Here is a 24,765-nt window from a genome sequence, read left to right on the forward strand (position 1 = left end):
TATATTGAAGATTAACACAAAAGCGATTGACGAAACTATTCAGTTTCATCAATCGCTTTTCATTATATATATCTATTTATGACGAATAACTCTCATCACTTTAATCATTGATTGCCATAAAGATGCATCTTTTCTATAAACTAAGAATCTCGGCTCCCAATTTGGTCCATATTTTTCTTTATATCGTCTTAAACCTTGGAAACGATATAAACCATTAAAATGTTCAAAGACTCTACCAGCTAATCGTTCTCTAAGATATGAGTAATGCAATTGTCCTACATTAGAAAGTGTTGCCATACCCATATTAAATGAACGGTAGCCCTTTTCTTTTCCCCATGAAAGCATGTGTAAATATAGACCATCCATTAACGGTAAATCTAATTCAGGTAACCAACGAATTAAATCAACTGAAATAGCATCATTAAAGTATGTTGGCATTAATGTACAAAATGCAATAATTTTCCCATCTTCATTACGCATAATACCAATTGGTGCTTTAGACAAATATTCTTCACTAAATTGACCTACTGAAAAATGCATTTCATTTCTGCCATCTAACCATTGATCACTTACATGTTGTAATGTTTCAATCATTTCTTTAGAAAATGGTGGTTCAATAACTTCAAAGTTAATATTTAAATCATCAAACTTATTTAAAGTAGCTCTAAATCCACGACGCTTTTTACCTGAAGTCGTAAACGTTGTTAAATCAATAATTGCTTCTTCTCCTAATTTAAAGAATTGATTTCCAAAATTATGATAAAGTGGCATGAAGCGATCACTTACTTGATAAAAGATAATATCATAACCATAGTATTCTGCATATTCATAAAATGCTTCTAAAAGAGATTCAAAGGATGAAGCATCTCCAACTGGATCTCCTAAAACAACTAATGCATTAGATTTATATCGATACATTAAAAAGGCAGACTCATTATCATGAACAAAATAATCTTTATCTCCACTATAGATAAGATGTGTTAAATAATTACCACCATATTCATGAATAATTTGTTCACAAATAGTTAAATCTTTATTTTGATTTGATTTAGAATAACGATAGTCAAATAACCAGGCAATTGAAGCCACAATTAATGTAATTAAAGCTATTGTAATCCAGAAATAATATCTTAAAACCGTTGTATCAACTTCAAGATTATACACATCTAATGCATATAACGTACTAGAGATAATAATGTGATTGATATAAAGTACAATCAAACTAATGATTACTATTAAAAATACGTTTTTTAGTCTCAATGGTCGTTTTACAACTTTGGCACGACGATAAGCAATAATAAGTAATACAAAAATAACAACTAACCATGTTAAAAGTAAGAAAGAAGCATAAGTATATATCGTTGCGGCAAAAATTAATACAACTGATATAATAGCAAAAATAATAGCACGTCGACTTTGTTTAAATATACCTTTAACATTTAACATTAATAACAAACAGGCACTAGTATGAACAGACAATGTTATATAATACACGAAATGGTTATCATCATATAATCCATCATAAATAATAGTTAAATTATTGATGAAGAATATCACACTCGTTAAAAATACTAAAATTGCTAATGAAAATGATGGGATTTTAGATAAAATATCTTTTTGATATGACATTAAGAATGATGTGACATCTTTTGCAGGCACAAAATATTTAGACCCTTCAATATATTTTTTAGCAGTATTACCAAATTCAAATGAAGATAATACTAATGCAATCGCTACAGGTACAAAGTAATATGCAAAACGATAAAGTAATAATGCTAATAAAATATTCTCTTCACTTACACCTAGAGATTTAAAACCGAGTAATACGACTAAATCAAATGCTCCAAAGCCTCCAGGAATGAAACTTACTAGTCCTGACAACGCTGCAATAATAAAAATACCGATAAAATTCATAAATGAAATATCAATTCCTACGATTAGTGCAGAGAAATAGAGTACTACAGCCGCCGCCATCCACTCGACACATGAAACTAAAGTACAATAAACTCCCATAAATCGATTATTTTTATCTGCGGGTTTCATAATAGTGTAAATAATAAATATTGGTAAAAATAAAGCAACAATATATAAAATCCAACGAACCCATGAAATTCGATCTAACATATCTGATGCATTAAAGACATGAAAAACGACTAAAATCGATAAAAGACTGAGGCCCGTTAACATCGAAATGAGAATAACGGATATGTAATGCACGAGTTTTTTGTTATCTTCAGTATAATTTTTATAAACAAATGCTCTTAACCCGGCACCGATAAACCCGCCGAAACCGACAATAGCATTTAAAGCATTAATAATATAACTAACTCTAAAAACTTTTGTTAAAGGGATATCTAATTTTAAAGACTTAACAAGAATAATATCGTATAAAGATAAGATTAATAAAGATGCTCCACCTCCAGCAAATAATAATACTAACCACAAACGATTAATTTTGCCAAATTGCATTAATGTATCTTTAAAATTAATAGTTGATAATTCACGATATAATGTGAATACTACAAATACAAATAGTGTTGCAGCAAACACAAATTTCAAAATAGATAATAATTTACTTTTATTTTCTTGGGTCATTTTTTCACTTCAATTCTAATTAATTCTTCTATATAGCAAAAATATATCATAAGAATATGATAATTAGAATATAAATAGTCCTAATTATACATAACATTATTGTCATATCCTCTGTTAGCTATAGTCATTATAATAATACGCTATGCTTTAAAAAGAAAAAGAAAAGGATATCTTAGAAATTAAGTAAGATAAGGACATTGTCAAATGCCCTTCTTATTCTCACATTCGTTTCTAAAGATATCCTTGTATCACAACTACTCAGATTGCTCTTGTTCTTTATTCAATTGGTATTCTCCAGCATCTTCTCCGTAATAACGATTATATCTACGTTTGAATAATAAGAAGACATGAGAAACTAAAACTTTTAATACTGCATAGCCAGGTATACCTAAAATAACACCTACAATACCTAACAAGTTACCTGCACATAATAAAATAAAGATAATTGTTAGAGGATGTATTTTTAAAGTTTTACCCATAATATTTGGCGAAATGAAATGTCCTTCAAAGAACTGTACTAAAGTCCATACAATTGCCAATTTAAGTACCATTAATGGAGATGTAATAATAGCAATAACAATTGCTGGTGATATCGCAATTGTAGGACCTAAATAAGGCACTACGCTCGTTACAGCAGCGATACATGCAAGAATTAAACTATATTTTAATCCAATAATTGAATAACCGATAAATAATAAAACACCAATACAGAATGAGACAATAATTTGCCCTTGAATATATGAACCTACTTGAACACTCATTTTTTCAAGCAAATCGTGAAAATCTTTTCTGAATTTTGGTGGCATAATATTTGTTGTAAAATCTTTGAACTTATGACCATCTTTTAACATAAAGAATAATACAAATGGCGTTGTTACAATAACTACACCAACATTAGCGACAGCTTCTGCAAAAGTTGCTAATTTTGAACCAAAACCATCAAAATAATCTGATAGCATTGTAGGTATCTTCTTCGTTAATGAATTAAGTTGATCATTAATTTGACTATAATAACCAGCAAAAATTGAATTACTAGTTAATTTATTGATTGTACTCGTGAATTTTTTGAAATATTGAGGAGAATTATTAATAAAACTTCCTAATTGTGAGCCGATAACCGGAATTAATAAATTAACGATTAATGCGATAATTCCCACAATCGCAATATAAATAATCATAATACCCACAATTCGTGGGATACGATAACGTTCCATCAAATTCACTAGTGGATTAAATAAATAAAATATAATCAATGAGACAATAATAGGTGCAGCAATAGTATTAAATATAATAATAAATGGCTCAAATACGTATGAAACTTTATCAAATATAAATATTACAATACCTAAAAGTACAAGTGCTAGTAAGCCATAAATTAAATCATTGCCGCCTAAAAATCGCATAAATCTTGTTTCAGACATACTGAAATTAGTTTTAAACTTTCCAGATGCCTTATTTTCTGTAGTCTTATTTTCATTCGACATTTGACATCACCATACCTTCAAGTTACCTCTCTTTATTTAATTCATAAAATACATAAGATGATTAAAATTACTAACACTTATCATAACATAATTCATACAACTAAGGCGTATTAAAAATTTAATAAAATAAATATAACTGATTTCAATAATAGCATAGATAATACTATATCCATTTATTAAGTAGAATTATTAAAATAAAACTAAGTGTTATTAATCACGATTGATTTGTGCTTCAAAATGATGAATGTGTAATGTTAAATAAATCACTTCAGCTTCATTTATTGTAATATCGAATTCCATTTGAATCATTTTTAAAATTTTAAATGCTGTGGAATAGCATTGTGGGTAGTGCTTTTTAATCATTTCAATGAAATCATTTTGTGCATGAATCGCTTCATTCTGTTTCAAACGACGAATGAGGAACTGAACGTGTCTAATAAAACGTTGATATTGCACTGAGGATTGATCAACTTGATGATTTAAATCAGATTCGATAATTGTAATGCTCTTATTAATTAATTGATTGATTAATGACATTTCTCGCATGGATAATTCTTCTGAATTAGAAGCAATATGTAATGCGATAAAACCAATTTCATCTTCCGGAAATTGAACATCTAATTGTTGATTTAGTCTTTCAATCACTTTGGCAGCTAATTGATATGCGTCGCTATATAAATACTTAGTCTCCATAGCAAACGGATTACTAATTAGTTGATTTTGTTTTAAACGTTTATACGCAAAAATAATATGATCAGTTAGGGCAACGACTAAATTTTTATAATCAATATCTAAAGTCGTATTAGTGATTAAATTGACTGATTCTATGACTGCTTGCAGTACATGATCATCCGCCATTTCAACCAATGTCTTGTAATGCTCTTTATGTTTATCTTGATCAAGCTTATACACTTTTTCAATGGAAGCTGATTCATCTAAAATCAATCCTTGCTTTTTATTAAAGCCAATACCTTTTCCAATGAGTACAACTTCCTGATCTTTATTTGTGCATATGATAACGTTATTATTGAGAATTTTACTTATTTTGTATTTTCCCATCATTATCACCTTTCCTAATCCATTATTAAAATTATAAAGCCAAATGATATAAATGAAAAGAAAATACATTTTTAAATCTTTTTATTTATAAATCCTAATTTCACTTTTTTTATTAAAGTACTCTACTTTCTAGCCACAAAAAATATTCTGCGCAATACTAAAAAGAATACAATCAATAACTCACGATTTAATAAAAAAACCTGAGACATTTATATACGTCTCAGGATTTTTTTTACTTATTATTTTTATTTGCTTTATTTGTTGAATTGATACCCCAAGATTCAATTCCAAATAAGTTAATCTCAAGATTTTCTGGTTTGAATACAGGATTTTTACCTGCTTTACGTTGTAGTTGGTAATCTTTCATTACTGCAAAAGCAATATTAGAAAGTCCTATAATAGAAACAATATTCACAATCGCCATAAGTCCCATAAATAAGTCTGCTGTACTCCATACTGTCTCAGTTTTAGCAACTGCACCAATAAATACAAGCACGACTACAAGACATCTAAAAATGAAAATAATTGTCTTATTATTTGAAAGGTATTCTATATTAGATTGTCCATAATAGTAGTTACCTACAACTGAAGAAAAAGCAAATAGTGTAATTGCTACTGTTAAGAAAATACCACCTGCTGAACCTAAATGTTCATTTAACGCAGACTGTGTAACTGCCACACCTTGAGGTGCATTTTCTCCAAATTTTAATCCAGAGTATAATAAAATCATAATTGCTGTAGCTGTACATACTAGCATAGTATCGAAGAATACACCTAATGATTGAATTAAACCTTGTTTAACTGGATGAGGTACGGCAGCTGTTGCTGCTGCGTTTGGCGCAGAACCCATACCTGCTTCATTTGAGAATAAACCACGTTTAATACCTTGTAATATAGCTGCGCCGACAGCACCGCCAGTTACTTGTTCAAAACCGAAAGCACTTTTAATGATAGTACCAATCATTGGAACGATTTGATCTAAGTTTAATAATAAAATAACTAAAACCATACCAATGTATATAATAGCCATAATAGGAACTATTAATGATGATAATGTTGCAATACTTCGAACACCACCAAAGATGATGATCGCTGTAATGACAGCTAGTACAATTCCTGTAATAACTGGGCTAACATGATATTGAGTATTTAATGATTCAGCAATCGTATTTGATTGAACTGTGTTAAATACAAATGCGAAAGTAACTGTGATTAGAATTGCAAATACAATACCTAACCATTTTTGATTTAACCCTTTAGTTATGTAATATGCTGGTCCGCCTCGGAATCCACCATCTTTATCATGCACTTTGTAAACCTGTGCTAATGTTGCTTCCATAAATGCACTTGCTGCACCAATAAATGCAATAATCCACATCCAAAATACGGCACCTGGACCACCTAGTACAATTGCTGTTGCTACACCAGCAATATTTCCTGTACCAACCCTTGAGCCTGCACTAATTGCAAAAGCTTGGAAAGGTGAGATACCCTTTTCGCCACTTTCTAATGTTTCTGGTTTCTCAACTAACGCTCTAAACATTTCAGGCAACATGCGAAGTTGCACAAATTTAGAACTGATAGTGAAGAAGAAACCAGCTGTAAGTAACAATCCAATCAGATATTGAGACCAAATTAAATCATTCCCTACTTGGACAAAATCTTTGAACCAACCAGGAATTAAATTATCAAAATCTTTCAAATAAATCCCTCTCATCTTAAATAAAATTCATATCTTAAAAATTCAAGAGATTCATATTGTCATATTGCAATCTAATTAAATAATGATTCAACTTATCAATACTTAACACTAGATTGTTCAATTTAATATAAACCTCTTGAACGCTTTAATTATGATTATTATATTTTATTTTATCATCTTATACATGTATTGCATATACTTTTATTGTAAGTACATACCTTTAACTTCACCAAAATCATCAATATCTACAATAAACGAACCGTTCGTATACTGTTCAGATTTGTGAATTGAAGCAATGTCACCACTCTCTTGATTATTATCTGAGTATAATGTATAGGTCGTATAATTATCACGCACAACATCAGCTGCTACAATTCGATGCGGTGCTTTTTTCAATTCTTTAAGTAAAGTTATACCTCTTTGTGCACGTTTAGCTTCTTGTAATACTTTGAATCCAATATGCTTAATTGCGCCACGTTGAGTAGCCATCATCACTGATTCCGAATGGTTAATCATTTGAGTCATGACTACGAAATCTTCATCTTTTAAATTAATAGATTTAACGCCCGCAGCACGAAGACCAGTATCAGATAGTTCATTTGTAGAATAAGTAAGTGACATACCTTTGTGCGTTACCACTGTAATGAGTTGATCTGATTCTACCCTCATAATGTTAATCACTTCGTCTTGGTCTTTCACCTTCATAGCAATTAATGGTTTGTTATAGCGTGTCGTTTTAAACTGAGGAACACTACTTTTCTTAATCATGCCGTTGCGAGTAGCCATAATATAAAATGCTTCATTTTGGCTAAAGTCTTTTTCATTAAACACATCAATCACTTGTTCATCTTCATCAATAGAAACAATCTGCGACACATGTTGTCCTAACTCTTTCCATCTGATTTCAGCTAATTTATGAACAGGAATGAATAAATATCTACCTTTGTTTGTAAACACGAGCGCAGTATCCTGGGTATTTACATCAAGGTACTTTAATAAACTATCTCCGTCTTTTAGGCCTACTTCGGAAACACCACTTGCATTAAAGCTTCGTGTAGATGTGCGTTTAATATAACCGTGTCTTGTCAAGCTCAATACTACTTCTTCACTTGGTACCATAACTTCTTTATCAATTTTAATTTCAGAAATTTCCGCTTCAATTGTAGAAAGACGATCTGTTTTAAATTTCTTTCTAATTTCAGTCAATTCATTTTTTATCACATTTAATAATGCATCGTGATCATCTAATATATGGCGTAAATCTTTGATTAAATTAGATAATTCATCATGTTCTTGTTCTAAAGCAACAATATCGGTATTTGTTAAGCGATAAAGTTGTAACATCACAATCGCTTCAGCCTGAGCTTCAGTAAAGTCAAACTCAGCAACTAAGTTATCTTTAGCGTCTTTCTTATTTTTAGAATTACGGATAAGTGCGATAACTTCATCTAGTATTGACAATGCTTTCATTAAACCTTCAACGATATGCATACGTTTTTCAGCATGCTCTAAATCAAACTTAGTTCTATTCGCAACAACTTCAATTTGGTGATTGATATAACTATCAATAATTTGTTTAATTCCCATTAATTTAGGTCGTCCGTCACTAATCGCTACCATATTAAAGTTATAAGATATTTGTAAGTCTGAATTTTTATATAAGAAATTTTTGATTGCTTCACTATTAACATCTTTTTTAAGTTCTATAGCAATACGTAAACCAGTTCTATCCGTTTCATCTCGAACTTCAACAATTCCGTCAACTTTCTTATCCGCACGTAATTCATCAATACGTTTAACTAAACTACTTTTATTCACTTCGTACGGGATTTCAGTCACAATCAATTCTTTACGTCCGTTGCGTAATTCTTCTTCATCTACTTTTGAACGTACAACAATCTTGCCTTTACCTGATTCGTATGCCTTTTTAATACCATCTAGACCTTGAATGATACCTCCAGTTGGAAAATCAGGTCCTTTAATGTATTTCATTAATTGGCTCACAGTAATATCGGGGTTATCAATATATTTTAAAGTCGCTTGAATAACCTCACCAAGATTATGTGGTGGAATATCCGTTGCATAACCTGCTGAAATACCAGTAGAACCATTAATTAATAAGTTAGGGAATCTAGCTGGTAATACCATAGGTTCTAGCGTCGTATCATCATAGTTTGGAATAAATGACACGGTTTCTTTATTAATATCTCTTAAAAGTTCTTCAGATAATTGACTTAACTTAGCTTCCGTATAACGCATCGCAGCAGGTGGATCATTATCTATACTACCGTTGTTACCATGCATTTCGATTAAGACATGTCGTAACTTCCAATCTTGACTTAAACGCACCATGGCATCATATACTGAAGAGTCACCATGAGGATGATACTGACCGATGACATCCCCGACAGTTTTAGCACTTTTACGGAAATTTTTATCGAATGTATTACCACTTGAGTACATCGCGTATAGGATACGACGTTGTACTGGTTTAAGCCCGTCACGAACATCTGGTAATGCTCTCTCTTGGATAATATATTTACTATATCGTCCAAAACGGTCACCGATTACATCTTCAAGTGATAAATCTTGAATTATCTCACTCAATTCGTTTCATCCTCCTCATAGGTTTCATTTTCCAAAATTTGAACTTCAGTATTATCTAAAATACTTAAATCTTCTTGCATACCAAATTCAACATGATTTTCAATCCATTCTCTACGTGGGGCTACTTTATCTCCCATTAAAGTTGTTACACGTTTTGAAGAGCGTACTTCATCTTCAACTTGAACGCGTATCAACGTACGCGTATCTGGATTCATTGTTGTTTCCCATAATTGTTCAGGGTTCATTTCACCTAAACCTTTGTAACGTTGTAATGAGAAACCTTTACCAAGTTGCTTTTGTAATTTATCTAATTCATCATCAGTCCAAGCATATTCTACTTTCTTAGATTTACCTTTACCTTTTTCTAATTTATAAAGTGGAGGTAATGCTATAAAGACACGACCAGCTTGTACTAATGGTTTCATATATTTAAAGAAGAACGTTAATAATAGTACTTGAATATGTGCACCATCTGTATCGGCATCAGTCATAATTATAATTCGACTATAATTACTATCTTCAATTTTAAATTCGTTACCAACACCTGCACCAATCGTATGAATAATCGTATTAATCTCTTCATTTTTGAAGATATCTTCTAATCTAGCTTTTTCAGTATTAATGACTTTACCTCTGAGTGGTAGTATCGCTTGGAATTTACGATCACGACCAAGTTTAGCAGAACCACCTGCAGAGTCACCCTCAACTAAATAAAGTTCATTTTTCTCTGTATTTTTACTTTGAGCAGGTGTTAATTTACCTGACAATAACGTATCTTTACGTTTGTTCTTTTTACCAGATCGTGCATCTTCACGTGCTTTACGTGCCGCTTCTCTAGCTTGTTGTGCTTTAATCGCTTTCTTCACAAGCGATTTGGACAATTGTCCTTTTTCTTCAAGATAAAATGGTAATTTTTCAGAAACAACTGAGTCTACAGCGCTTCTAGCTTCTGATGTCCCTAATTTAGATTTAGTTTGTCCTTCAAATTGTAATAGCTCTTCAGGTATTCTTACAGAAACGATAGCTGTTAATCCTTCACGAATATCATTTCCATCTAAATTTTTATCTTTTTCTTTTAATTCATTAATACGTCTAGCATAATCGTTAAATACACGAGTCATAGCTGTTTTAAATCCGACTTCATGTGTACCACCATCTTTAGTACGCACGTTATTAACGAAACTTAAAATGCTTTCAGAATATTGATCGTTATATTGGAAAGCCACATCAACTTCAATGCCATTAGATGTACCTGTAAAAGTTGTAACATCATGAAGAACTTCTTTACCTTCATTGATATAACTTACAAATTCTTTAATACCTTCTTCGTAATGGTAATATTCTTCTCTTTCTTTACCACGACGTAAATCAATTAATTTAATTTTTAGGTTTTTTAATAAGAATGCAGATTCTTGTAAACGCTCACTTAGAACATCAAAATTAAATGATGTTGTGGCTTTGAAAATTTCAGGATCTGGTTTAAACGTTACTTTTGTACCCGTTTTCTTTGTTTTGCCTTCTTTTAGTAACCCTGTCGCAGGCACACCACCATCTTTAAAACTCTGTTTATATATATTACCGTCTCTATGAATTTCAACTTCTAACCATTCACTTAGTGCGTTAACCACCGATGCACCTACACCGTGTAGTCCACCAGATGTTTTATAACCACCTTGGCCAAACTTGCCTCCAGCGTGTAATATGGTAAAGATAACTTGAACAGTTGGTTTACCTGAAGCGTGAATACCTGTTGGCATCCCACGACCATTATCTTCTATTGAAATACTATCATCTTGGTTTAGGATAACTGTAATCTCATCCCCGTAACCATTTAATACTTCATCGACGGAGTTATCGACAACTTCATATACTAGATGATGCAATCCACGTTTATCAGTTGATCCTATATACATCCCCGGTCTTTTTCTAACAGCTTCAAGACCTTCTAAAACCTGTATAGAATCATCTGAATAATGATTTTGTTTATTCATTGCCAATGATTTCGCCCTCCTACAAACGTACGTTCGTTTTTAAAACTATACAATAGTTATTCTTATATAAATCTGTATAAATTGCAAGTGTCATCTTGATAATTCAGTTTATTTTAATGAGTATTCATTTTTAAATTATCATTTTTTATTGTTCTAAAATAAGGGGTATATGGTAAAATAGTGCTAAGTTACTAAAGGATGTGTATTTTATGATGATCGTCGTCATGTTAATACTGAGTTATCTTATTGGTGCTTTTCCAAGTGGTTTAGTTATAGGAAAGCTATTCTTTAAGAAAGATATAAGACAATTTGGTAGTGGCAACACAGGAGCAACAAACAGTTTTAGGGTACTAGGTAGACCGGCAGGATTTGTGGTAACCTTCTTAGATATTTTTAAAGGATTTATCACTGTATTCTTCCCTATTTGGTTACCAGTACATGCTGATGGACCTATAAGTACATTCTTTACCAATGGGCTGATTGTAGGTTTATTTGCAATACTTGGCCATGTATATCCTATATATTTGAAATTTAAAGGTGGTAAAGCTGTTGCTACGAGTGCAGGGGTAGTTTTAGGAGTAAATCCCATTTTATTATTAATTTTAGCTGCTATTTTCTTTTTAGTGCTAAAAACATTTAAATACGTGTCCTTATCAAGTATCGTAGCGGCCATTTGTTGTGTGATAGGTTCACTCATTATACAGGACTATATCTTACTTGCAGTCAGTGGAATTGTTTCTATAATTTTAATTATACGCCACAAAACAAATATTGTACGGATCTTTAAAGGTGAAGAACCTAAGATAACATGGATGTAAATCGGATAAACAAGAATATTAGCGCTTAGTTAGGTATTTCTCTTATAGATATCTTACTAAGTGCTTTTCTGTATAGTCATAAATGGCACACAGATGATGATATTGGTGCATCATTTTATTTTTATGTAAGTTTACGCTTTAAATAAAATGTTTAAAAATATATTAGAAAGGTAGCCTATGCTATAATTCTAATATCACTAAAATTGACAATCCATCGAGTAAAATATAGAGATTTAATATGGAGGAGATTAAATGAAAATTGAACTTACAGACCAAGCGGTTCAATGGTTTAAAGAAGAATTTGACTTACCGGAAGATAATAAAGTATTGCATTTCTTCATACGATACGGTGGCGAATTTCAATTAAAACAAGGATTTAGCCCAGCATTTAATGTTGAAAACAAATCTGATGTTGAGGTTGCTTATGAAGAAGAATATAACGGCTTAACGATAGTTATATCCGAGAAAGATTTATGGTACTTTGAAGATGATCATATTGTGGTAGATACAGTTGATCATGAAGATGAAATTTCATATACAAAGAAATAGAAATATTATATAGCCCTAAAATGCTTTAATAAAGCATTTTAGGGCTATATTTACTATGCTTATTAGTTTAATTTATAAATGATCAATACCATGAGTTACTTCTTCATTGACGCCTTCTTTATTTAAAGCTTCAACTTTACTATAGGTTTCATGCCAATCTGAGAAATAACGATCTAATCTAATTGGTCTAAAGGTATCAGCTTTCATACAAATTAACTCAGTATAACCTGTAGTTGCAAGTTCTCCCTGTTCATTAAAAATTTCATATCTATACACAGAACGTAATCTTGAATATTTTTCCACCCATGTTTTAATGGTTACTTTTTCAGGATAAAAAATTGATTTTTTATATTTGATATTTAAGTCTGTAACTGGAGAAATGATCCCTTGCTTTTCCATATCAGCATAACTAAATCCTAGTTTTCTAATGTAATCTGTACGCGCTACTTCAAACCATGTTGCATAATTGCCATGATAAATCACGCCCATTTTATCTGTCTCTTGATATCTTGGTTCAATTTCAGTCAAACTATAAATCATTTAAGTCCAATCCTTCCTTAACTATTAACATTACATATATAGTTTAGCATAAAAAAACAGTGCTAACCTAAACGTTAGCACTGTCAAAAGTCACATTGTGATTATTGAGCTAATTTGTTTCTTAATACCATTTGTAAGATACCACCATGACGATAATAATCTAATTCTACTAATGAATCGAAACGAACCATTGCTTCAAAATCAACAACTTCTCCGTTTTCTTTTTTAGCATGAACAGTTACTAAATCATGTGGTTTAACATTTTCATCGATATCTACAGAAATTTCTTCTTTACCTTCTAAACCTAGAGAATCAGCTGACTCACCTTGTTTAAATTGTAATGGTAATACACCCATCATTACTAAGTTTGAACGATGGATACGTTCATAACTTTGTGCAATAACAGTTTTAACACCTAATAAGTTAGTACCTTTAGCTGCCCAGTCACGAGATGAACCCATACCGTAATCATTACCAGCTAAAACAGCTAAACCAGTACCATTTTCTTTGTATCTCATAGCTGCATCATAGATAGGCATGATTTCTTCTGTAGGCCAATATGTTGTAAATCCACCTTCAGTGCCTGGTGCTAATTGGTTTTTAATACGGATATTAGCGAAAGTACCACGTACCATTACTTCATGGTTACCACGTCTTGAACCATAAGAGTTAAATTCTCTAATTGGAACATCATGGTCTAATAAATATTTACCTGCTGGTGCATCTTTACCGATCGCACCTGCTGGAGAAATGTGGTCAGTTGTAACTGAATCACCAAATTTACCCATAATACGTAAATCTTTTAATGGTTCAATAGTTCCTGGTTCTTTAGATAAACCTTGGAAGAATGATGGATTTTGAATATAAGTTGAATTTGGATCGAAATCATATAATGGTGCGTCAGTAACGTCGATTTCATTCCACATTTCATTATTTTCGTATACATTTGCATATTCTTCTAAGAATAATTCTGGCGTTACGACACTATCAACAGTGTCTGCAACTTCTTTGATACTTGGCCAGATATCTTTAAGGTATACATCTTCGCCATCTTTACCTTTACCGATAGGTTCATTGTGTAAATCGATATCAACCGTTCCAGCTAATGCATAAGCTACAACTAATTGTGGTGAAGCTAAGTAGTTAGCTTTAACTAACGGATGGATACGACCTTCAAAGTTACGGTTACCAGAAAGTACAGAAGTTACTAATAAATCTTCGTCAGCTACTGCTTTTTCAATTTCAGGTAATAATGGACCTGAGTTACCGATACAAGTTGTACAACCATAACCAACTAAGTTGAAACCTAAGTCATCAAGATATTCTTGTAAACCTGAATCTCTTAAATATCCAGTAACAACTTTTGAACCTGGTGCTAATGAAGTTTTTACATAATCAGGTACTTTTAAGCCTTTTTCAATTGCTTTTTTAGCTACTAAACCTGCACCTAACATAACGTAAGGGTTAGATGTATTTGTACATGATGTAATCGCTGCAATCGCAACATCACCAGTCTTCATAGTTGAAGTTCTACCATCATTAAATTTGATTTCTGCTTTCTTATCAAATTCACTTTCATCTAAACCGTGACCTTGGTTACCAGCTGGTGCTGTAACTGATTTTTCGAATTCAGTTTTCATGTCACTTAAGAAGATTAAATCTTGTGGACGTTTTGGACCTGATAAAGAAGCTTGAACTGTAGATAAATCTAAATCAATCACTTCAGTATATTCAGGATCTTCATTTTCAACTTGGAAGAACATATTATTTTGTTGTAAATATTCTTTTACTAGTGCAATATGATCATCTTTACGACCAGTTAATTTCATGTATTTAAGTGATTCTTCATCAACTGGGAAGAAACCACAAGTTGCACCATATTCAGGCGCCATGTTCGCAATTGTTGCACGGTCAGCTAATGGTAAGTTTGTTACACCAGGACCAAAGAACTCAACGAATTTACCTACTACACCACGTTTACGTAACTCTTCAGTTACACGTAATGCTAAGTCAGTTGCTGTTGAACCTTGTGGTAATTCATTACTTAATTTAACACCAATAACTTCTGGAATTGGGAAGTATGATGGTTGTCCTAACATACCTGCTTCAGCTTCGATACCGCCGACACCCCAACCTAATACACCAATACCGTTAATCATTGTAGTATGTGAGTCAGTACCAACTAATGTATCTGGGAAAGCAGTTTGTTCTCCGTCAACGTCACGAACATGTACAACATTCGCTAAGTATTCTAAGTTTACTTGGTGGACAATACCTGTAGCAGGTGGTACTGCATTATAGTTATCAAATGCTTTTGTTGCCCAGTTTAAGAATTGGTAACGTTCATAGTTACGTTCAAATTCTAATTTCATGTTACGTTGTAATGCATCTGGATTAGCATAACTATCTACTTGTACAGAGTGGTCAATAACTAAGTCAACTGGTACTTCAGGGTTAATTTTATTAATATCCCCACCAACATCATTCATTGCTTTACGTAAAGACGCTAAGTCAACTACTGCTGGTACACCAGTGAAGTCTTGTAAAATAACTCGAGATGGTTTGAAAGGTACTTCACCTTCGTTACCTTTTTTGCCAAATTCTGCTAATTGTTTAATGTGATCATCAGTAATTACAAAATCATCTTCCTGACGTAACACTGATTCTAGTAATACACGGATTGAATAAGGTAACTTTGAAATTTTAGTTAAACCTTGTTCTTCTAATGATTTTAAATCATAGTACGTGTATGATTGGCCATTTAAATCAAATTGTTTCTTCGCTGTTTCTTTAAAATTAGAAGCCATTTGATATCCCCCTTGAATTTCTATATATTTATATGCCTTAGTTAAATTGTATTATTATATGTTTTCGAACACAACTGTATAGGTATATAAAGGGGTCATTTTTCATTTCGCATTTTTAATCAGGTAGTATAAGTAAAACTTATTATAACGCATTTGTACTATAAGTTATTTTTATTAATTGAGAATGGTTATCAATCGCAAGTAAATAATATTTATATGTTTGAAACATAAAAATAGCTATCAACAAAATTGTTGATAGCTTTAAACCCACCATTATAGTAGATATTTCATTCAATTATTCTTCTCTTTCACGATTACGTCTAGATTCACGTTTTTCTAAAATATCAGATTCGTAATCCTCTTGTTGATATTTAACGTATTCTTCTAATCTGTGTTTATTAGGCGTTAATGTTAATCCTAAGAATTTACGTTCTTTATTAGCATCTTTGTAGAAACTGATCATCATTAATATGACGACAAAGGAGAATGGAAACGCACTAATAATAGCGGCACTCTGAATTGCGTTGAGAGCTTTAGTTCCATCTCCGCCACCAGCTAATAATAATACAAAGGCGATAAGTGCTTGAGCAATACCCCAAGTTACTTTAACCATACTACTTGGATTTAACGAACCAAATGTTGTTTGCATACCTAATACGAATGTTGCTGAGTCAGCTGAAGTAATAAAGAATGAAGCAATTAAAATAAGTGCAATAAATGATAATACGATTCCTAATGGTACATGGTTGAATACACCGAATAATTGTGTTTCTGGAGTCATTTTAAATAACTCTGGATGTTTCTTACCAGTTTCGATTCCAAGAACACCAAATACACTGAACCAGATGAAACTAACAATCGCTGGTACTAATAATACACCAGAAATAAATTCTCTGATTGAGCGTCCTTTTGAAACTCTGGCAATAAACACACCAACGAATGGACTCCAACTTAACCACCAACCCCAGTAGTAAAGTGTCCATGTAGACATCCATTCACGTTTCTGTCCATTTAATGCTGCAGTATCAAAACTATTAAATAAGAATGTATTTAATAAGCTACCAGTTGAACTAGTCATCATGTTTAATATTAAAACAGTTGGTCCAATAATTAATGTAATAATCATTAATAAAGCACCTAATCCGATATTTAGATTACTTAAATATTGGATACCTTTACTTAGACCAGACCAAGCACTTGCAATAAATAGGATTGTAACTATGACAATAATAATAGCTTGGACCCAAGTTGTATTCGGTACGCCAAATAAGTAATTTAAACCACCGTTGATTTGTAATGCACCCATACCAAGTGATACAGCTACACCAACTAAAGTAGCAAATACTGAAAGAACGTCGATGAATGTTCCAATTGGCCCTTCAACTTTATCACCTAAAATTGGACGTAATGTTCTAGATAATAAACCAGGCTCTCCTTTACGGAATTGTGCATAAGCAAGTGCTAATGCTACAACACCATATACAGCCCATGCATGGAAGCCCCAATGGAAGAACGTTGAACGTAATGCTTCAGTGTAAGCTTCAGTCGTTTTCGGATCGGCATCAGGTGGTGAAGCGAAATGAGACATTGGCTCAGCTGCACCGTAGAATACTAAACCGATACCCATACCGGCACTAAATAACATCGCAAACCAAGAAATAGTATTAAATTCCGGTTTGTCATTTGGTTTACCTAATTTAAGTTTCCCAATTGGACTAAAGATAAGGAAAATACAGAAGAAAACTATAATCGTAGTTAGAATTAAGTAATACCAACCTAGTTTATCTGTTATCCACATTTTGACCTCATTCGTTACTGAGTCAAATTGTGTTGGGAAAATAGCACCAATTAATACCACAATTGCTGCGATAATTGCACTATAGATAAACACCGGAGAAATCTTCTTACCGTTCTTTTCATTAGAAGAAGAAGAATTCATAATTAATTACTCCCTTCATATCTATTATTAAATTTTCAATCTAGTAAAACTAAAATATTCTTTTTTTATCTTAAAACATTTAATTTTACTAAAGCACTACTATAGGATAACAAACGTCCTATTTAGAATCAAATTTGATTAAATTTCCTATTTGCTAAATTAATTATATGTTGTATAATGGCTTTTAAATATTGTTTAGAAAGGACTATTTAAATGCTTAAAGAATTTAAAGACTTTGCGTTAAAAGGCAACGTATTAGATTTAGCTGTAGCTGTTGTCATGGGAGCAGCTTTCAATAAAATTATCTCTGCATTAGTCGAATACATCATTATGCCATTAATTGGTAAAATTTTCGGTTCAGTCAATTTTGCAGAAGATTGGGCTTTCTGGGGAATTAAATATGGTTTATTCATACAATCAATAATTGATTTCATAATCATTGCTTTCGCATTATTTATCTTTGTAAAAATTGCAAATACTTTAATGAAGAAAGAAGAACCAGAAGAAGAATTAGAACAAAATACAGTTCTTTTAACTGAAATTAGAGACTTATTAAGAGAAAAACATTAATAATAATATTAAATCGATTTATCATCTTACAATCAAAAGTTGATAAATCGATTTTTTTATAAAGACATTTCACTTTAATTCCATTTAAATTTTGTCGTACTTTGATACTGATTTGATGTGACTTCTAAAATAAGTGGTATTCTTTGTTTTAATTCACTAACATGAGATATAATACCTACCATTCTTCCCGTCGATTTAAGGTTTACGAGTGTATCAAGTGCAGTTTCGAGTGTTTCTTGATCTAATGTACCAAATCCTTCATCAATAAACATTGATTGAAGAGAGATACCGCCCGATTCTTGTTGAACAATTTCACTTAATCCTAAAGCTAGCGCAAGCGATGCTTGGAATGTTTCTCCACCTGATAGCGAACTAATATGACGTGCTTTATTAGAATAAAAATCAAAGACATCTATTTCTAAACCACTAAACCCTTGAGATAAGGCTTCCCTTCTTTGCAATTGATATCTTTGACCACTCATAGTAGCAAGTCGAATATTAGCTTGGGCTATAATTTTTTCTAAATAGTAAATCAGTACATAGTTTTCTAATGTTAATTTTTGACTGTTTTTACCAGATAGGATTTCTGCAAGATTAAATATATCTTGTTGCTCTTTCAACTCTTTATTTAAATACTCGATATTAGATACGATTTCATCTACTTTTTGTTGATTTAATTTCATTTGATATTCTAATGTTGCAAGTTCATTAGTTAAATTCTCAAGTTTAACTTTAAGTTCTGATAGTGTTTTTTGAATTTCTTCTATATTATCTAATTTTTTTCCTGTAACTAACTTTTTAAGTCTGGTCATTTCCAATTCATTCTTATGGATTTGTTTATCATATTCTTTAATTTCATTCTCTATTTCTTCTTTTTCATAAACAATTTTAATTATATCCTGAACCTGATCAATAGAATCTATATTTAAACGGTTCATTTCAGCATCTAAAGCTTGTTGTGCATGTTTAATTTCCTCTTGAATATCATTTTTAGTTTGTTTATGATGTTGCAAGTTATTTTCTTCTATACTTAGTTTTTGAACAATATCATTTCTATTTTGTTTATGATTTTCAAGTAATTTTAAATAATGATCAACATTACTTTTTAACTTTTTAAAATATGTTTCAAACTCATCTATTTCATTATATTGAGTAGTTGATTCAAAATCATTGATGCGTATCTCACATTGTTCAATTTTAGATTTTGCATTTTTAATTTCATTTTCAATTTCAAATGATTCTTGACGTTTTTGTTCTACCTTTTTATTTGTTTTTAAGATAAATTCATTTTCTTGTTGTTGTTTTTCTTTTTCTTCTTTCTTTCTATTGATTTTAGAATAAAGTTTTTTTATATCTGGCAAGGCATTTTCATCTACACGAATATTGTTTATTTGCTCCGTTAAGTGATTTAGAGTACTTTCCAATTTAGCTTTATCGATATTCATTTCATTAAGCTCTTTTTGTAATGATTGAATTAAATTTTGCTTTTTATTAATACTATCAAAATCAATATGTTGTCCTAATGAAGTAATTTCATTCCCGCAAATCGGACATGTATCTCCAAGTGAAACGACTTGTTGAAGTTGTTCAACTAATGTTTCTTTGTTGTTCAAATTAATTTCTGTATTATCTATTCCGGACAACTTATTAGATAAGTCTTCTATTTCAATACATTTTTGATTATAGGATGCCTTAGTGTCATTCAACTTAGAGGTTAATTCTGCTTTATTTTTCATATCATTTTTAAGCTTTTCTGCTTGCTCTAATTCTTTTTCAATATTGAAAATATCTTGACTCAATTGTTCAACATGATTATAATTGATTTCTTTTGATTTAATAGCTTCGTTTAATTCTAATAATTCACTTTCTATTATTTCTCTTTTTTCATTTAAATTTAAGAGTTGTGATGTCAATCGTTCTTTGTCTTTATAACTATTTAAATAGAGCGTCATATTATTATAGAAAGTATTAGTTTTTTCCAAATAGGCTTTTTCTTTATTGATAGATTCCTCTTTTTCAGATAAATGATTTAATTCTAATTGATTTTCTTCTTTTTCTTTTATTAATTTGTTAATTTCATGACCTGCGATTTCCATCAATTTTTCTGCTTGATTTAACTTTTTATTGGCCGCTTCATTTCTATCTAGTAATTGTGATAATGGTTTAATTTCGTTAATCTTATTTAATTTCTCACGCTGTTGATTTATATCATTTTCCTTTTGCTTAAGTTGCTTTAATTCACTTTCACTTTTCTTTAACTCATTTAAATTTAATTCTAACTCTTTATTGTCATTGAGCTTTTGTTCTACTTTTTCAATTTCATTTTCATGAAATTTCTTTTGTTCATACTTTTTTCGCCCTATTTTTTCACCAAATTCATTAAATCTATGTAATACCTCAATGATTTTATCTGTTTGATGTACATTGATACTTTTTAATTCTTCTAATTCATCGTTTTCAAAAGCATGGAGATCATTCCATAATCGTTCAATATTTTTATATCTTTCTTCAATTTGAATTTTTTCATTTTTAACATTTTCGTTTAATTGTTTTTCGATTTCTTCAAATCGTTCACTATTAAAGAGTGTTCTTAAAATTCCTTGTTTTTCTTTACTATTAGATAATAAGAATTTTTTAAATTCACCTTGTGGTAAAATAAATAACTGTCTAAACTGTTCAGCATTAACACCAATTAAATCGATAATAAATTGGTTACCTGCATTTACCATACTTTCCCTTAATTCAAATTCGTTTTCTATAAACTCGAAAACATTTAACTTTGCGGGCGTTTTGGTTGTATTACCTTCTTTAACATAAGGTCCAGTACGAACTATTTTAAATAGTTTATGATTGAGTTCAAATTCGAACGTCACTTGCATTGCTGAATGACCATCTGCAAAATGACTTCTTAAATCATTCTCTTTTCTATTTTTAGTTGAAGCTTCACCGTATAATGCATATACGATTGCATCAAAAATCATTGTTTTACCGGAACCAGTCTTACCACTAATTAAGAACAATTGATTTTGATCTATATTTCTAAAATCTATTGTTTCATTTAAGAAAGGACCAAAATTGTTCAACTTTAACATCATTGGTTTCAAAGTAATTAATCTTCCTTTCTCATCAAATCATTAATAATTTGGTTAATTTTCTTTTCTTGAATATCACTTAATTGCTCATTGGTTATTGTTTTATAAAAATGATTAATAATTGAAAGATCATCTTCTTTTTTTATTTCTATATGTTGAATTGCTTCATGGTGCTCAAAAGTTTCGTTTGTTAATGCTAATGTATTGGGATAGATTTGTTTCAAATTAATAAACGGGTCTGAAATATGAGCCATGTTTCTTAATTTGAAATGGATATAATTATTCTTATTTGATACGTTTGCCTTTTCCTGTATAACGTCTTCATAATCCGCTGTGACAATTTCTAATTTTCTCATTGGTTCTATTGGAACAAAATAATCTTGAATATCATTTTTATGATTAAACTTAACTACTCGATAACCTTTAGGTTGCCCAACTTCTGAAAAAGAATATTGAAGTAATGATCCACTGTATTTAATAGCGTCCTCATTAATACTAAACGGATGATGTAAGTGACCTAACATTACAAAATCAAAAAGATTAAATGATTTTCTTTCTACTGTTTCGACAGTACCTATCGTTAATGGCCTTTCTGAATCTGATGTCTTACCACCTTGAACAGTTAAATGGCCAATCAAAACATTAATTTCATGAGGTTGTAGCGTTTCTGACATACAACTTATACACTTATCTAATGCTTGTTGATGCGTTTGAATTGAATCATCTTTAAAATAATCTTGTACTTCAGCAACTGTTGCAAAAGGTAATGTGTAAAAATTGATGCTATTTATATGAATTGGTTGTGTCATACTCTCAAGTTTAGTTCTTATATATAAATCATTATGTTCGAACCAACTCGCACCATAATTCAAACGTTCTTTTCCATCATGATTCCCACTAATTAAAATAATTGGAATTTTCATATCAATATTTAACGTGGCAATCGTCTCTTCAAATAATTTAATCGTTTCTTTACCAGGATATGTAGTATCGTATAAATCTCCTGCAATAACGATCATATCTGGTTTTTCTTCTTTCATTCGATCTATAAATTGTTCTAATACATACCTTTGATCTTCGAGTAATTGCTTACCATTTAAAATTCGACCTAGATGCCAATCTGCTGTATGGATTACCTTCATATTTTTACCTCCGAATAGAACGTTTGTTCGTACTAATCATATTACTTTTCCTCATATATTTCAAGCAAAAAGCCACTCATCTCGGTAGATAAGTGGCTTTTATATATTTAATGAACAATAGATTTTTTTACTTTTTTGTACTTGTAATACATCGCTAATCTCCATGGTACTATCATACAAAATGCTAATAAGAAAAACATACCAGCAATTTCTCCTGGATCAATTTCATTACTAATGAATATTTTTATAACAGTACGTATAACTAATAACGATATCAAAATTATTGGAAACGCTTTTGATCGTTTCATATAAATCTCGCTACCTTTTACTTCGAAACGAGATGTCCAAATTAAAACTGTTGAAAATAATACTCCCAAGACAAATGATTCTAGTATCTCAGTTCCCGTCAATCTAAAATATGGGATTACATACATTAAAGCACCTGTCGCCATGAAAAATGGTGGTAAAATAATTTTCTTTTCATTGACTGGAAAATTTTGTGCTTTCATACGAATCACAATAACAACTGCACCCATCAAGAATGCAAATACAATTGAAAATATTAAATATGCCACTGTTACACCTTCTCATATATTCTAAACTACAATACTCTTTTTTAATCACGTGTTAGTATATCATTAATCATATATATTTTCATAGCTTTTAATTTAAGAAATGGGAATCTCAATATCAATCAATTTAATACCTTATTTTACTTATGATTTCTTATCAATAATTGAACTTTTATCACCGTTTAAAAATGAAAGTACAAAGTATTTATCAACTTATTTTTGTTTAGTTCTATTTTTACAGTTTTTAATAAAGATAGTTTAAATATAATGATTAAACTTTACGGATACAAACTACATTTCAAATGATTATTATTTTTCACTCAAAATACTTCATTTATAGTAAATTAAATATCCTAGCCACCAGAAAAAGAATAATAATAGAACCGTTATGATAACTGTAAATAATAATCGTATCACCACATGTACTTTTAGCCGATTACCAATTAATGAACCAATTATTACCGATAAAAATGAAGCGATACCTAAAATGATACTATCTGGTTCTAAATTCAAAATTAAAACCTCTCTTTAAAATTAACGATTAATATTGGATGCATAACCATAGAATTAGCAATTCCTCTAATCCTGTCAATATTATAAATACTTTTCATTTTTTTTACTTAACTTTTGGTTATTATATTTAAAAGAACAATCATAGCTAAAAACAAAAAGGATTAAGACAGAAATTTATAACTGCCTTAATCCCTTTTTATATTATTTCTTTTGACCTTTCATACCTTGGTCCATGTTTTTGTTCATCATAGTCATCATTTGATTGATTTTCTTTTGAGAAGGTTTTTGACCCATTTGCATCATCATCATACGTAGCATTTCTTCATTAATAGGTGGGTTTTTTTTCAAATAATCCATCATATATTTTCTAGCTAAGAAGAAACCACCAACTAAACCTGCGATTAATGCTATTACAATTAAGATAATTGCTAACCATGTTGCCATTGTTTCACCCACTTTCTTTATCCTAATGAATTTTACTAGATTCAAATATTTATTTCAAGACAAATTTAAGACTTAAAATAATGCACATGAAAAATCATAACAAATTTTTTAATTTTATTAAACGTACTTTCCAAATTATTTTAACAATAAAACATACTAAGATTAGCTGTGAAGAAATCTATGACGATAGATTTTTTCACAGCTATTTTTTATAGTTGTAAAGAGAGAAGTAGACTGTGCAGGCTCTTGGGTTTTAAATCCGTTTATAAAACAAGTCAGCTTTACTCTCGCCTTTTGAAATTCGATTGTAGTATGTTGGGTTCTTGAAACCGTGTATAGGA

General features: G+C 30.8%; 17 protein-coding genes. 3 read left to right on the forward strand and 14 right to left on the reverse strand.

Features of this window, described 5'->3' with window-relative positions:
• Window positions 1–72: 72 nt before the first annotated feature.
• The 6 genes from mprF to parE form a co-directional block, all read right to left on the reverse strand.
• The gene (mprF, locus tag LPC11_RS07180; protein ID WP_114599449.1) at window positions 73–2,595 is read right to left on the reverse strand and encodes a bifunctional lysylphosphatidylglycerol flippase/synthetase MprF; all 2,523 of its coding nucleotides are present in this window, start codon (window positions 2,593–2,595) and stop codon (window positions 73–75) included.
• 254 nt (window positions 2,596–2,849) lie between these two features.
• A complete protein-coding gene (locus LPC11_RS07185) occupies window positions 2,850–4,016 on the reverse strand; it encodes an AI-2E family transporter (protein ID WP_167321443.1) in 1,167 nt (388 codons plus the stop codon).
• A 273-nt stretch (window positions 4,017–4,289) separates the two neighbouring features.
• Entirely contained in the window at window positions 4,290–5,138 is an 849-nt protein-coding gene (glcT, locus tag LPC11_RS07190; protein ID WP_023375264.1) for a glucose PTS transporter transcription antiterminator GlcT, read from the reverse strand.
• A 232-nt stretch (window positions 5,139–5,370) separates the two neighbouring features.
• The gene (locus LPC11_RS07195) at window positions 5,371–6,840 is read right to left on the reverse strand and encodes a glutamine transporter AlsT (protein ID WP_107566522.1); all 1,470 of its coding nucleotides are present in this window, start codon (window positions 6,838–6,840) and stop codon (window positions 5,371–5,373) included.
• A 201-nt stretch (window positions 6,841–7,041) separates the two neighbouring features.
• The gene (parC, locus tag LPC11_RS07200; protein WP_023375262.1) at window positions 7,042–9,447 is read right to left on the reverse strand and encodes a DNA topoisomerase IV subunit A; all 2,406 of its coding nucleotides are present in this window, start codon (window positions 9,445–9,447) and stop codon (window positions 7,042–7,044) included.
• Window positions 9,444–11,438 carry a DNA topoisomerase IV subunit B gene (parE, locus tag LPC11_RS07205; protein ID WP_023375261.1) on the reverse strand — a complete coding sequence of 665 codons (1,995 nt, stop codon included), beginning with the start codon at window positions 11,436–11,438 and terminating at the stop codon, window positions 9,444–9,446. Before parE ends, parC begins: the two co-directional genes overlap by 4 nt.
• Window positions 11,439–11,647: 209 nt before the next feature.
• Between parE and plsY the strand changes: the two genes are divergently transcribed.
• Window positions 11,648–12,256 carry a glycerol-3-phosphate 1-O-acyltransferase PlsY gene (gene plsY, locus LPC11_RS07210; protein WP_023375260.1) on the forward strand — a complete coding sequence of 203 codons (609 nt, stop codon included), beginning with the start codon at window positions 11,648–11,650 and terminating at the stop codon, window positions 12,254–12,256.
• A 252-nt stretch (window positions 12,257–12,508) separates the two neighbouring features.
• On the forward strand, window positions 12,509–12,805 hold the full coding sequence (locus tag LPC11_RS07215) for a HesB/YadR/YfhF family protein (protein ID WP_231307193.1): 297 nt from the start codon (window positions 12,509–12,511) through the stop codon (window positions 12,803–12,805).
• Window positions 12,806–12,877: 72 nt separating this feature from the next.
• Here the strand turns inward: LPC11_RS07215 and menI are convergent, their stop codons facing one another.
• From menI to LPC11_RS07230, 3 genes are all read right to left on the reverse strand, one after another.
• A complete protein-coding gene (gene menI / locus LPC11_RS07220) occupies window positions 12,878–13,345 on the reverse strand; it encodes a 1,4-dihydroxy-2-naphthoyl-CoA hydrolase MenI (RefSeq protein WP_041613996.1) in 468 nt (155 codons plus the stop codon).
• Between the two features lie 101 nt (window positions 13,346–13,446).
• Complete coding sequence (acnA, locus tag LPC11_RS07225; RefSeq protein ID WP_231307194.1) at window positions 13,447–16,152, reverse strand: aconitate hydratase AcnA; 2,706 nt, start codon at window positions 16,150–16,152, stop codon at window positions 13,447–13,449.
• 295 nt (window positions 16,153–16,447) lie between these two features.
• Window positions 16,448–18,091: a glycine betaine uptake BCCT transporter gene (locus LPC11_RS07230; RefSeq protein ID WP_023375256.1), complete on the reverse strand. Its 1,644-nt coding sequence runs from the start codon at window positions 18,089–18,091 to the stop codon at window positions 16,448–16,450.
• Between the two features lie 213 nt (window positions 18,092–18,304).
• Between LPC11_RS07230 and mscL the strand changes: the two genes are divergently transcribed.
• Entirely contained in the window at window positions 18,305–18,661 is a 357-nt protein-coding gene (mscL, locus tag LPC11_RS07235; RefSeq protein ID WP_002466891.1) for a large conductance mechanosensitive channel protein MscL, read from the forward strand.
• Between the two features lie 74 nt (window positions 18,662–18,735).
• Here the strand turns inward: mscL and sbcC are convergent, their stop codons facing one another.
• The 5 genes from sbcC to LPC11_RS07260 form a co-directional block, all read right to left on the reverse strand.
• On the reverse strand, window positions 18,736–21,765 hold the full coding sequence (gene sbcC / locus LPC11_RS07240) for an exonuclease subunit SbcC (RefSeq protein WP_041613994.1): 3,030 nt from the start codon (window positions 21,763–21,765) through the stop codon (window positions 18,736–18,738).
• A 5-nt stretch (window positions 21,766–21,770) separates the two neighbouring features.
• Window positions 21,771–22,895: an exonuclease subunit SbcD gene (sbcD, locus tag LPC11_RS07245; protein ID WP_023375254.1), complete on the reverse strand. Its 1,125-nt coding sequence runs from the start codon at window positions 22,893–22,895 to the stop codon at window positions 21,771–21,773.
• 107 nt (window positions 22,896–23,002) lie between these two features.
• On the reverse strand, window positions 23,003–23,470 hold the full coding sequence (locus LPC11_RS07250) for a CcdC family protein (protein WP_041613992.1): 468 nt from the start codon (window positions 23,468–23,470) through the stop codon (window positions 23,003–23,005).
• Window positions 23,471–23,797: 327 nt separating this feature from the next.
• Entirely contained in the window at window positions 23,798–23,980 is a 183-nt protein-coding gene (locus LPC11_RS07255; protein WP_023375252.1) for a hypothetical protein, read from the reverse strand.
• Between the two features lie 201 nt (window positions 23,981–24,181).
• Window positions 24,182–24,424 (reverse strand): YneF family protein, encoded by a 243-nt coding sequence (locus tag LPC11_RS07260; protein WP_015365032.1) that lies wholly within the window; start codon window positions 24,422–24,424, stop codon window positions 24,182–24,184.
• Window positions 24,425–24,765 lie beyond the last annotated feature (341 nt).

The organism is Staphylococcus sp. HL28 (assembly GCF_021117155.1).
In the GTDB taxonomy this organism is placed as follows: Bacteria; Bacillota; Bacilli; order Staphylococcales; family Staphylococcaceae; genus Staphylococcus; species Staphylococcus warneri.

Bases quoted from the DNA above. Each gene is read 5' to 3' on its own strand.
- acnA (WP_231307194.1), bottom strand. From the start codon at position 16,152: ATGGCTTCTAATTTTAAAGAAACAGCGAAGAAACAATTTGATTTAAAT.
- menI (WP_041613996.1), bottom strand. From the start codon at position 13,345: ATGATTTATAGTTTGACTGAAATTGAACCAAGATATCAAGAGACAGAT.
- LPC11_RS07260 (WP_015365032.1), bottom strand. From the start codon at position 24,424: ATGGCAACATGGTTAGCAATTATCTTAATTGTAATAGCATTAATCGCA.
- LPC11_RS07215 (WP_231307193.1), top strand. From the start codon at position 12,509: ATGAAAATTGAACTTACAGACCAAGCGGTTCAATGGTTTAAAGAAGAA.
- mprF (WP_114599449.1), bottom strand. From the start codon at position 2,595: ATGACCCAAGAAAATAAAAGTAAATTATTATCTATTTTGAAATTTGTG.
- LPC11_RS07185 (WP_167321443.1), bottom strand. From the start codon at position 4,016: ATGTCTGAAACAAGATTTATGCGATTTTTAGGCGGCAATGATTTAATT.
- plsY (WP_023375260.1), top strand. From the start codon at position 11,648: ATGATGATCGTCGTCATGTTAATACTGAGTTATCTTATTGGTGCTTTT.
- sbcD (WP_023375254.1), bottom strand. From the start codon at position 22,895: ATGAAGGTAATCCATACAGCAGATTGGCATCTAGGTCGAATTTTAAAT.
- parE (WP_023375261.1), bottom strand. From the start codon at position 11,438: ATGAATAAACAAAATCATTATTCAGATGATTCTATACAGGTTTTAGAA.
- LPC11_RS07230 (WP_023375256.1), bottom strand. From the start codon at position 18,091: ATGAATTCTTCTTCTTCTAATGAAAAGAACGGTAAGAAGATTTCTCCG.
- mscL (WP_002466891.1), top strand. From the start codon at position 18,305: ATGCTTAAAGAATTTAAAGACTTTGCGTTAAAAGGCAACGTATTAGAT.
- glcT (WP_023375264.1), bottom strand. From the start codon at position 5,138: ATGGGAAAATACAAAATAAGTAAAATTCTCAATAATAACGTTATCATA.